Source organism: Streptomyces cyanogenus, assembly GCF_017526105.1.
Taxonomy (GTDB): domain Bacteria; phylum Actinomycetota; class Actinomycetes; order Streptomycetales; family Streptomycetaceae; genus Streptomyces; species Streptomyces cyanogenus.
Genome location: NZ_CP071839.1, coordinates 4,651,494 through 4,662,421, shown reverse-complemented (window position 1 = coordinate 4,662,421; position 10,928 = coordinate 4,651,494). Strand labels below are relative to the sequence as shown.

10 protein-coding genes and 1 riboswitch are annotated in these 10,928 nt (G+C 72.9%); of the genes, 4 read left to right on the top strand and 6 right to left on the bottom strand.

Annotated features, from left to right (window positions below):
• Positions 1-76: 76 nt before the first annotated feature.
• Entirely contained in the window at positions 77-1,534 is a 1,458-nt protein-coding gene (locus S1361_RS20945) for an FG-GAP-like repeat-containing protein (RefSeq protein ID WP_243769244.1), read from the top strand.
• 170 nt (positions 1,535-1,704) lie between these two features.
• Positions 1,705-2,544: a hypothetical protein gene (locus S1361_RS20940; RefSeq protein WP_208033341.1), complete on the top strand. Its 840-nt coding sequence runs from the start codon at positions 1,705-1,707 to the stop codon at positions 2,542-2,544.
• A gap of 20 nt (positions 2,545-2,564) precedes the next feature.
• On the opposite strand, the gene S1361_RS20935 is transcribed toward S1361_RS20940, so the two are convergent.
• From S1361_RS20935 to S1361_RS20920, 4 genes are all read right to left on the bottom strand, one after another.
• Positions 2,565-3,512 carry an MIP/aquaporin family protein gene (locus S1361_RS20935; protein WP_208033340.1) on the bottom strand — a complete coding sequence of 316 codons (948 nt, stop codon included), beginning with the start codon at positions 3,510-3,512 and terminating at the stop codon, positions 2,565-2,567.
• A 119-nt stretch (positions 3,513-3,631) separates the two neighbouring features.
• Complete coding sequence (locus S1361_RS20930) at positions 3,632-4,297, bottom strand: SDR family NAD(P)-dependent oxidoreductase (RefSeq protein WP_208033339.1); 666 nt, start codon at positions 4,295-4,297, stop codon at positions 3,632-3,634.
• 31 nt (positions 4,298-4,328) lie between these two features.
• Entirely contained in the window at positions 4,329-5,042 is a 714-nt protein-coding gene (locus S1361_RS20925) for a DUF4328 domain-containing protein (RefSeq protein ID WP_208033338.1), read from the bottom strand.
• A gap of 97 nt (positions 5,043-5,139) precedes the next feature.
• Positions 5,140-5,826: a DUF6445 family protein gene (locus S1361_RS20920; RefSeq protein WP_208033337.1), complete on the bottom strand. Its 687-nt coding sequence runs from the start codon at positions 5,824-5,826 to the stop codon at positions 5,140-5,142.
• A 229-nt stretch (positions 5,827-6,055) separates the two neighbouring features.
• Here S1361_RS20920 and S1361_RS20915 point away from each other — a divergent pair, with 229 nt between their 5' ends.
• Entirely contained in the window at positions 6,056-6,805 is a 750-nt protein-coding gene (locus S1361_RS20915; protein ID WP_208036698.1) for a DUF4142 domain-containing protein, read from the top strand.
• On the opposite strand, the gene S1361_RS20910 is transcribed toward S1361_RS20915, so the two are convergent.
• On the bottom strand, positions 6,802-8,460 hold the full coding sequence (locus tag S1361_RS20910; RefSeq protein WP_208033336.1) for a glycoside hydrolase family 13 protein: 1,659 nt from the start codon (positions 8,458-8,460) through the stop codon (positions 6,802-6,804). The genes S1361_RS20915 and S1361_RS20910 overlap by 4 nt on opposite strands.
• A gap of 171 nt (positions 8,461-8,631) precedes the next feature.
• Positions 8,632-8,816: riboswitch (cobalamin riboswitch) on the top strand.
• Positions 8,817-8,845: 29 nt separating this feature from the next.
• On the opposite strand from S1361_RS20910, the gene nicT reads away from it, so the two are divergent.
• On the top strand, positions 8,846-9,928 hold the full coding sequence (gene nicT, locus S1361_RS20905; protein WP_208033335.1) for a Nickel transporter NicT: 1,083 nt from the start codon (positions 8,846-8,848) through the stop codon (positions 9,926-9,928).
• On the opposite strand, the gene S1361_RS20900 is transcribed toward nicT, so the two are convergent.
• Positions 9,929-10,891 (bottom strand): nucleoside hydrolase, encoded by a 963-nt coding sequence (locus tag S1361_RS20900; protein ID WP_208033334.1) that lies wholly within the window; start codon positions 10,889-10,891, stop codon positions 9,929-9,931. It lies immediately after the preceding gene.
• Positions 10,892-10,928 lie beyond the last annotated feature (37 nt).

The window sequence follows — 10,928 nt, the reverse complement described above, 5'->3', positions numbered from 1 at the left end:
TCCCCCTACAACCCTGCCGCGCCGCCACCGGTCTCCTCTTCGCCACACCACCGACCGTTCCACGGGAGACCCGGACGTGAAGCACCCCCTGCGCGGAGGTACCGCGCTCGCCGCCCTGTTCCTCGCGGGCCTGACCGCGCCGGTCCTGTCCGGCCCCGCCGCCGCGGCACCCTCCGGCCTGCCCGGCGACTTCAACGGGGACGGCTACCGGGACGTGGCCGTCGCGGCCCCGGCCGCCACCGTGAACGGCAGGTCGTGGGCCGGCCGGGTGGCCGTGGTCTACGGCACCGCGTCCGGCCTGAACCCCGCCAAGCACCAGCTGATCAGCCAGAACAGCGCGGGCATCCCCGGCAGCGCGGAGAAGGACGACGAGTTCGGCCGCTCACTCGCCGTCGCAGACCTCAACCGCGACGGCTACAGCGACCTGGTCGTCGGCGCCCCGCGCGAGAAGGCGGGCAGCGCCGAGGACGCGGGTACGGTCGTCATCGTCTGGGGCTCCCGGTCGGGCCTGTCCGGCGGTACGACGGTGAAGAACCCCCAGACCCTCTACGGCAGTTACTTCGGCCTGGGCATCGCGGCGGGCGACTTCACCGGCGACGGCAAGCCCGACCTGGCGATCTCCGCGCAGGGCGACTCGGGCACGTCCAGCTGGCGGATCCGGCTGATCCGCGGTCCGTTCACCAAGTCCGGCACCACGGGCAGGGTCTCCTCCTCCACCCCGGGCATCGACCAGCCGCAGCTCACCGCGGGCCGGGTCGGCGGCGACACCCGGGCCGACCTGGTGGTCACCGGCCGCAAGCCGAACGGCCACCCGCTGGCCACCGCCGTCTACTACAAGGGCACCCCCGACGGCATCGCCAAGGCGGCGAGCCTGCGCACCGCCACGACGGCGGCGATCGGCGACCTGAACAAGGACGGCTACGGCGACATCGTCCTCGGCAACCCGCTGGACGCCGACCGTGATCCCTCCGGCTCCACCGGCGGCAGGATCCACATCGTCTACGGCACCTCGTCCGGCCCGAGCGCCACCCGCCGCGTCTCCCTCACCCAGGACACGGCCGGGGTGCCCGACTCCGCCGAGGCGGGGGACGACTTCGGCGAGGCGCTGGCGATCGGCGACTTCGACAGGGACGGCTACGGGGACCTCGCGGTCGGCGCGCCCGGTGAGAGCTTCGGCGACGACGCGCACTACCTGGGGTCCGCCGGCGCGATCACCCTGCTGCGCGGCTCGGCCTCCGGCGTGACCACCACGCGCGCGGTGCACCTGACCCAGGACAGCCCCGGCGTGCCGGGCGCCGCGGAGGGGGGCGACGGCTTCGGGCAGGCCCTGCTCGCCTCGGACGTGGGCCGCGACGGCCGCGCCGACCTGACGGCCGTCGCCTACGGCGAGAACGACCCCGAGGGGGCCGTGTGGCACCTGCCCGGCGCGGCCGCCACGCTGTACTCCACCACGGCGTCCGCCACCTTCGGCCCCACCAAGGTGGGCCTGCCCGCGAGGACGTACACGGACTTCGGGTCCGGCCTGGCGGGCTAGCAGGCCCAGCCGCCGGCGACGGTCGGACCCGGGATTTCCTTTCCCCGGCGAATCATAACTTTTCGCCCTGTGGGGCGTTCTTGATCGTGGAAAGGCCCGGAGCGGCGCACACAGTCAGCCGGGAACCGCGCGGCCACATCCGGCGGCAAGCAGTCAGGAGATCGCAGCGCATGGGGAAGCGGGGACGGCACGCAGCGCCGAGTGCCACGGCCGGCAGGATCCGCCGGGCGGCGGCTGTGGTGCTCACCACCGGGGCGCTGGTTTCCGGCGGCCACAGTGCCTTCGCAGCCGGCGGTGCCGTCGCCGGCGGCGCGGAGACCATCGACCAGGACGGGCAGCAGAACCTGGCCTGCGGCAACTCCGCCCGTCTGGTGAACGTCAACGTCGGCGGGACGGTGCACCGGGAGCAGGTGTGTGTCGACGACGGCCGCACACGCCGCCACAGCGCCTCCGCGGACGGCGCCCGGGCCGTCGGCGGCACCACGCTGGGTCCCCAGACGAACATCGCCCAGAGCGGCAGGCAGAACCTCTACTGCGGCAACTCCGCCGACCTGGTCACCGTCAACGCGCTGGGGACGATGAGCTCGGACACCACCTGCGTCGCCACCGATCACGGTGACTCCCGGCGCAGGGACGGCGGCCACCCGGAGCACACGGGCGGCGCCCGCGCCCGGGGCGGCACCACGTTCGGCCCGCAGGTCAACGCCGCCCAGAGCGGCAGGCAGAACCTCTACTGCGGCAACTCCTCCGGCACCCTCACCGTCAACGCGGCCGGCACCATCCGCGACACCACCACCTGCGCCGCCACGGACCACTCCTCCTCCCGTCACGGCGTGACCCACTACGGCCGCGCTTCCGCCGACGCCGGCGAGGTCGTCGGATTCGAGACCGACACCGCCCAGAACGGCCGCCAGAACCAGACCTGCGGCACCCCCGGTACCGGCGTGGAGATCCCCCTCGGCCGGGCCGACCACAAGGTGTACTGCACCGCAGAGAAAGCCGCGCCCTAGAGGGTCACTGCATCAGGGGCCTACTCCTCGTCGCTGGTGCGCACCGGGGTCGACCGGCCGGGTTCGGGCGGCTCGGCCAGCTCGGCCCGCACCAGCAGGACGTCGCCGATGAAGAGGTCGTAGATCAGGATCCCGATCGCACCGCCGATCAGCGGCCCGACGATCGGGATCCACCAGTAGGCGCTGAACGAGCCGGCCACGCTCCCCGGGAAGGCCAGGCCGTCCCAGCCCTCCGCGAAGGTGAACAGGCGCGGTCCGAAGTCGCGGGCGGGGTTGATGGCGTAGCCCGCGTTGGCGCCGTAGGACATGCCGATGGCGGCGACGACGAAGCCCACGATCAGCGGTCCCAGGTTGGCCTTCACGGCCTGGTTGCGCAGGTCGATGACGGCGGCGATCAGCATGAGCAGGAAGGCCGTGCCGACGATCTGGTCGATCAGCGGGCCCCAGACGCCGCCGTGGAAGTACGGGGCCGGGAAGGTCGCGAAGATGGAGAAGGTGGCGTTCGTGTGCCCGTTCACCTTCGGCCCCGGCGCCGCGCTGTCGTAGGCGTGGATGGCGCTGTGGTAGACGAGGTAGACCAGGGCCGCCCCGGTGAAGGCGCCGACGACCTGCGAGAACCAGTAGGGCAGGACCTTGGGCCACGGGAATCCGCGGCGGATGGCCATCGCCAGGGTGACCGCCGGGTTGAGGTGGGCACCGCTGACGCCGCCGGCGACGTAGACGCCGAGCATGACGGCCAGGGCCCAGCCCCAGGTGATGAGCAGCCAGTCGCCGGCGGCGAGGAAGATCGTGATGGGGGTGGCGGCCCGGCCGGAGCCGGGCAGCGCGGCGACCGCCATCGCGACCACACCGCAGCCGAAGGAGATGAGGACGAAGGTCCCGAGGAACTCCGCCAGGCACTCGCCCAGCAGGCCGCCCCTGCTTCTGAGCCGGGAAGGCTTGACGATCGGAGGGATTTCCACAGCCATGGAGGCCCCCTTTGAAGAGAGCATTGCGGCCAATATCACCATATTGGCTCACAAAGTCACTCGCCGCAGGGTGACCGCTCCCGCACCCGCCCGGACCTGCGCGGACGGCCCGGCCCGGGTCAGCTGTCGAGGTCGTCGGCGTAGTGGCGGAAGCCGTGCCGTTCCCGGTGGACGGTCCACAGGGTCTGCGCGAGCACGTCCGGGTCCTTGCGGGCGTGCCCCACGGTGATGGCCCCCGGGATCACCAGCTGGGCCACGTGGATGCCCTCCCCCGCCAGCCGGTCGTGCAGCAGCCTGCCGTAGGCGCTCTCCGCGGCGAAGGCGATCGAGGTGCCGGCCCGCTCGGGGTGGGGTACGGCCGCGCTCCCGCCGTTGACGAACAGGATCGTGCCGCGCCCGAGCCGCCGCATCCCCGGCAGCACCTGCTGCACGGCGGCCACCGGCCCGTACACGGAGAACTCGATCGGCCCCACCAGGTCCCGGGGCCCGGTGGCCAGCACGGGCCGCATGAAGTCGCGGTGCGGCACCGGGCTGTACTGGAGCACCTCGACGGTCCCGAGGGCGTCGGCGAGCCGGTCCAGCGCCGCGGCCAGCTCCTCCGGCCGGCGCACGTCGGCGGGGAAGCCGCGCGCGGTGATCCCCTCGGCCGCGAGTTCCTCGGCGATCAGGTCCAGCCTGCCCCGGTCCCGGGCGACCAGCCCGACCGCGAACCCCTCGCGTCCGAACCGCCGCGCGACGGCGGCCCCGAGCCCCGGCCCGGCTCCCACGATGGCGACACTGCTCATGCCCGCCATCCGTACCGCACGGGCCGGGGCCTCACACCGGCTGGGGCAGCCGCGGTGCGGCGGCCTCCCGCATCCGTGCCACCTGGACGGCGGTGACCGCCCGCACGGCGAACGCGCCCGCGACGGCGGCACCGACGACCGCCGCGTCGCTGGCCAGCAGCGGCCACACCCCGGTGTAGGCACGGGCGATGATCTCGTCGGTGGAGTCCTCGTAGACGATGCCCACCCCGCTGAGCATCCCGAGCAGCCAGAGCCCCCACCACACGTTCACGGAGGCGGGCAGCCGGCGCCCCGGGGCGGAACCGCGGAACGCGTCGGCGACGATGCCGCGCGGGAACCACAGGTTGACGACCGGGACGATCCAGCCCGCGTACACCCAGATGCCGGCGTACTTGGACGCCCGTCCGGACAGGGCACGCGCGTTGTCCCGCAGCCGCACCACCCAGGAGAGGAAGAGCAGGGCGCAGATCAGCACGGCGCCGCCGCCGAGGGACGTGACGAGGTGGTACGAGTCCTCCAGCGCGGTGAGCGGCCGGTGCACCCCCCCGCCCTGGTCCGGCGGCCCCGAGGCGGGCTCGCCGGCGAGTGCCAGCCGCGCCTCCCACACGCCGCGCACCACCCAGGCGGCGCCCGCGAGCAGCAGCCCGGCGACGGCCAGCCGCCCCGTCACCCGGACGTCCCGGAACGGCGTCGCCTGCCCGGCGGCCCGCTCCTCCCACGCGGTCGGCGCGTCCTCGTGCCCCATCGACCATCCCCCTGCCGGTGTCCGGGCTCGTCCCGGTCTCCTCCGGAGAGGACGACGGCGTCCGGTCCGCCGTTCCCCCCGGGGGGAACGTCATGGGTCAGGCCATCCAGAAGAACACCGCCGTCATGCGCTTCTCCGCCAGCGTGCGGCCGAAGTAACCGGTGGCGCTGTGCACCAGGTTGGCGTGGTAGAGGAGCAGACGGTTGTACTTGTGCGGGACGCGGACGTCCTCCTCGAAGGCGTCCGGGGTGACGTAGCGGGTGCCGAGGGCCTCGACGAGGTTGGTGTGCGGGGCCTGGACGACGTTGCCGCCGAGCCGGCCGCCGGGCAGGGACTGGCGGTGGAAACTGGTGCCGCAGTCCTTGGGCACGTCCGGGTTGAGGTAGAGCACGGCCGCGTACCGGCACAGGGCGCGGGAGTCGGTGTGCGGGCGGGGCTCGCCCTCGCCCTCGCCGACCACCTGGACGCAGTTGTGGTTGAGGGTGCCGCCGCCGGGCGCCTGCTGCACCCACAGCTCCTTCGCCCCGGTCGCCTTCCTCACCAGCCGCTCGATGCGGGCCAGCTCCCCCGGTTCGAGGCCGGGCATGGCGCGCAGCCCGGGCCAGGTCTCGGAGGTGTACGGATGCCCCTCCACCCAGTCGTCCTTGTCCAGGCACCGCTGCCGTACCGCGTCGACGCCGGGCAGGACGTCGTCCAGCACCCAGTAGTCGCGGCCCTCGGTGGGCTTGCGGTAGGGCAGGACGGGCAGCGCGGCCGGCATGCGGGGCGGGGGCTGTGGGGACATGCGGCGAATCTAGGCGCGCGCCCGGTCTGCCTTCTCCCGAGGACTGGTCAACCTTCCGCCCGGGAACGCTCAATCTTTCGCCAACGGGCTTCGGTGATTCTTTACCCGCCGGCACCGAGACGAACGGCCTCGGCATCCGTACTGCTGTGCGTCGGAACCGCCCACGGGCGGGAACCCCTCAGCAGGAGGAACGGTGCGCTTTTCGCGGAACGCGACGGGAACGCTCTTCGTGGGCGGTGCGATGGCCCTGACCCTCACCGCCCTCGCCTACCCGGGCATGCTCGGCCTGGACAAGGTCTCCACCGCCCAGGACCGCGTCATCGCCAACACCCAGTGGGGACCGCTCACCGAGCAGGACCGGGACTTCGTGGTGAAGGTGCGGGCAGCGGGACTGTGGGAGTACCCCGTGGGTCAGATCGGCTTGCAGAAGGGCGGCTCCAAGTCGGTCATCACGGCCAGCCAGCACCTGATCGACGGGCACGCGGCCCTGGACACCACCTGCCGCAAGATCGCGCCGATGCTGAACATCACGCTGCCCAACGTGGCCAGCCCCCAGCAGCAGGGCTTCGTGAACACGCTGAAGTCGGACACCGGCAAGCAGTTCGACACCGACTTCGCCAACATCCTGCGGATGACGCACGGCTCGATCTTCAACGCGATCGCGAAGATCCGCTCCACCACCAAGAACTCGCTGATCCGGGCCCTCGCCGACCAGGCCAACGACACCGTGCTCGACCACATGACCGTGATGGAGAAGACGGGCCTGGTCGACTTCGACCAGACCCTCTTCCAGCAGACCACCCCGCCGAAGCTGCCCAACTCGGACCTGACCCCGCCGGCCCCGGCCCCCGGCCAGCCGGAGGTGGTGCTCACCCCGCCGCCGACCGCGACCTCCACCCCGGTGGACATCAGCGGCATCGTCGGAGGCGGCGCCCCGGCTGCGGGGGCGAGCCCGAACCCGGGCCCGACGGGGGGTTAGGCCAGCCACACGGTGGTGTCCGGCGGGAGGGTCCTGTCCGCCGGCAGGGAAGTGCTGGCCAGCAGGATCTCGCCCGGCGGCAGCCGGACCGGGTCCGCGCCGAGGTTGGTGACGTTGCGCCAGCCCTCGGTGCGGGCGAAGTCCAGCACGCCGGCGGGCGCGTCCGGCGTCCAGGCCAGCGTCTCCCCCTCCAGCAGCTTGCGGCGCAGCCGCAGCGCCGTGCGGTACAGCTCCAGCGTGGAGCCCTCGGCGCCGGCCTGCGCCTCGACGGCGTACGCCGCGAACGACGCCGGCTGCGGCAGCCAGCCCGCCCCGGGCCCGAAGCCGTACGACGGTCCGGTCGTCGTCCACGGCAGCGGCACCCGGCAGCCGTCGCGGCCCTTGCGGACATGGCCGGTCTGCTCCCAGATCGGGTCCTGGAGCACCTCGGTGGGCAGGTCGGCGACCTCGGGCAGGCCGAGTTCCTCGCCCTGGTAGAGGTACGCCGAACCGGGCAGCGCCAGCATCAGCAGGGTCGCCGCCCGCGCCCGGCGCAGGCCGGCCGCCGGGTCGACCGCGGGCGCGGTGCCGTGGGAGAGCAGCCAGGCGGCCGGGTCGGTGCCGGGCGGCAGCATGAGCCGGGAGGCGTGCCGTACGACGTCGTGGTTGGACAGCACCCAGGTCGCGGAGGCACCGGCGGTCCGGGCCGTGGCCAGCGAGGCGGTGATGACGTCCCGCAGTTCCTCGGCGTCCCAGCGCGTCTCCAGGTACTCGAAGTTGAACGCCTGGCCCAGCTCGTCCGGGCGGGCGTACAGGGCGCGGCGGGCGCCCGGCACCCAGGCCTCGGCGACGGCCGTGCGGGGCGGACTGTAGGCGTCGAGGACCTTGCGCCAGTCGCGGTAGATCTCGTGGACCTCGTCGCGGTCCCAGTACGGGTGGCTGCCCGGCGCCACCCGGGGCAGCGCCTCCTCGCCGGTCGCACCGATGTCGCCGACGTCCCGCAGCGGCTCGGTGAGGTCCTTGGCCAGGCCGTGGGCGACGTCGACGCGGAAACCGTCCACACCCCGGTCCGACCAGAACCGCAGGGTGGTGCGGAAGTCGGCGCGGACCTCCTCGTTCTCCCAGTTGAGGTCGGGCTGCTCCGGTGCGAAGAGGTGCAGGTACCACTCCCCGTCCGGCACCCGCCGCCAGGCGCTGCCGCCGAACACCGACTGCCAGTCGCTGGGCGGCAGTTCGCCGTGCGCCCCGCGCCCCGGCCGGAAGACGTAGCGCTCCCGGGCGGCCGAGCCGGGCCCGGCGCGCAGCGCCTCCTGGAACCAGGGGTGCAGGTGTGAGGTGTGGTTGGGGACGATGTCCACGACGACCTTGAGCCCGAGCCGGTGCGCCTCGGCGACCACGGCGTCGAAGTCGTCCAGCGTGCCGAGGCGCTCGTCGACCCCGCGCGGGTCGATGACGTCGTAGCCGCCGTCGGCGAGTTCGGAGGGGTAGAAGGGGCTCAGCCACAGGGCGTCCACGCCGAGCGCGGCCACGTGGTCCATCCGCTCGGCGATGCCCCGCAGGTCACCGAGCCCGTCACCGTCGGCGTCGGCGAAACTGCGCGGATAGACCTGGTAGATGACGGCCTGCCGCCACCAGTCGGGGTTCCTGGACGAGAGGTCCGGCGAGAGGTCTGCCATACGGGCTCCCAGGGAGACGGACGACGGTACGGAATCTGTACCCCGTCCACCTTGCCCGGAAAGGGAACGCGCGCTACGGCGCCACGCGCCCGGGCCGGCGAAGGGCGCACCGCCTTTGTGATCTTGCCGACCCGCGCCGGTGCGCGGCTATGCAGGAAACCGCGTGCCCGCCTACGGTGGGCGGGCCGTGGTGTTCGGGAAGTCGATGGGAAGTCGACGCGGCCCTCGCCACTGTGATCGGGGAGTTCCCGTTCCGTCCGGCATGCGCCGGGCCACTGGTCGTACGACCGGGAAGGCAGGGGCGGCGGGCGTGTGCACCCGTAAGCCAGGAGACCGGCCACGGCGCGTCACGAAGTGATCCACGAGGTGCTGGAGCGTGAACCCGATGGCCGATGCCGCGTCCTTCCGCTGGCGACGCGAGGACACCGTCAAGACGGTGGGGCTGATGGCGGTGATCGTCGCCCTGCACGTCGTCGCCTTCGGCATCCTGTACCTCCTGGTCGCCCCCCGCCACTACCAGGTGGGGACCGACGTGTTCGGGGTGGGCCTCGGTGTCACCGCCTACACCCTCGGCATGCGGCACGCGTTCGACGCCGACCACATCGCCGCGATCGACAACACCACCCGCAAGCTGATGGCCGACGGCAAGCGGCCGGTGTCGGTGGGGTTCTGGTTCGCGCTGGGGCACTCCAGTGTCGTCGTGCTGCTGGCGCTGCTCATCGCGGGCGGCACCTCGCTGGCGGGAAAGGTGACGGACGAGGGGTCCACCACCCACCAGGTGCTGGGCTTCCTCGGTACGGCGGTCTCCGGGACGTTCCTGTATCTCATCGCCGCCCTGAACCTGGTCGCCCTGGTCGGCATCCTCAAGGTGTTCCGGGCGATGCGCGCGGGGGCGTACGACGAGAAGGAGCTGGAGCAGCACCTGGACTCACGGGGGTTCATGAACCGCGTGCTCGGCCGGCTCACCAGGTCCGTGTCGCGCCCGGGGCAGATGTACCCGCTGGGCTTCCTGTTCGGGCTCGGCTTCGACACGGCCACCGAGGTGACGCTGATGGTGATGGCGGGCTCGGGCGCGGCGGCCGGGCTGCCCTGGTACGCGATCCTCTGCCTGCCCCTGCTCTTCGCCGCCGGAATGAGCCTGTTCGACACGCTCGACGGCACGTTCATGAACTTCGCCTACCAGTGGGCGTTCTCCAACCCGGTCCGCAAGGTCTTCTACAACCTCGCCATCACCGGCCTGTCCATCGCCGTGGCCTTCCTCATCGGCACCATCGAACTGGTCGGCGTCCTGCACGAGAAGTTCGGCCTGCACGACGACGTCACCGGCTGGATCGCCGGCCTCGACCTGGACAACGTCGGCTACCTCATCGTCGGCCTGTTCGTGGTGGTGTGGGCGGCGGCACTTGCGTACTGGCGGCTGGCCCGGGTCGAGGAGCGCTGGACGGCCTCCGCCACCGCCGCCGAGTAGTCAGCGGCGCACCGTCTCCAGGTAGAGCTTCACGTACCGGTCCGCGTCGACCTCCAGGGCCACGTCCACCAGGGCCCGTTCGCGGCCGCCCTCGTGGAGCTCGGACTCGCCCAGGCGGGGGCGGCGGTCGACGACGGTCTGGCCGCGGGTCGGGCCGGGGGCGAGGGAGACCTCGACCGGGAGGAGGCGGGTGGTGATGCCCGCCGGGTCGGCGACCGCGCACACCGCGCCGGCGTCGCCGAGACCGCCCGCCTCCTCCGCCTCCGGCGGCTCGCCCTGGTGGGCCGGCCGGTGCGCGAGCAGTTCGCCGGCCAGGCGGGTGCCGGGCTCGGCGCTGGTGCGCAGCCGGTGCACCTCGGCGCTGTCCACGACGACCTGCCGGAACACGTCCAGGCCGTACATGGTGATCGGCACCCCGGCGGTGAGCAGGATCGCCGCGGCCTCCGGGTCGTGCCAGACGTTGAACTCCGCGACCGGGGTGGCGTTCCCGGTGCTCACCGCCCCGCCCATGAACACGATCCGCTCGATGTTCCGGGTCACCTCCGGGTGGGTGCGCAGCAGCAGTGCGATGTTCGTCAGCGGCGCGGTCGGGACGAGGGTGACCGGGCGCGGGGAGGCGAGGATCTCGCGGTGCAGCAGGGTGACGGCGTCGACGGCCACCGCGGTCCGGGCGGGCGCGGGCAGGCCCAGGTCGCCCATGCCGTCGGCGCCGTGCACCGGGGCCGGGCGGGCGGGCTCCAGCAGCGGCCGCTCGGCGCCGCGCGCCACCGGGATGTCGGGGGCGCCCGCCTGTTCCAGCACGGTGAGGGTGTTGCGGACCACCCCGTCCACGTCGGTGTTCCCGGCCACGCAGGTCACCGCCCGCAGGTCGAGTCCCGGGTGGCGCACGGCGAACAGCAGGGCCAGGGCGTCGTCGACCCCGGTGTCGCAGTCGATGATCACGGGGATGGGCTGACCGGTCACGGCGGACTCCTTCCGTTGTGCCGACGATAGATCAGGC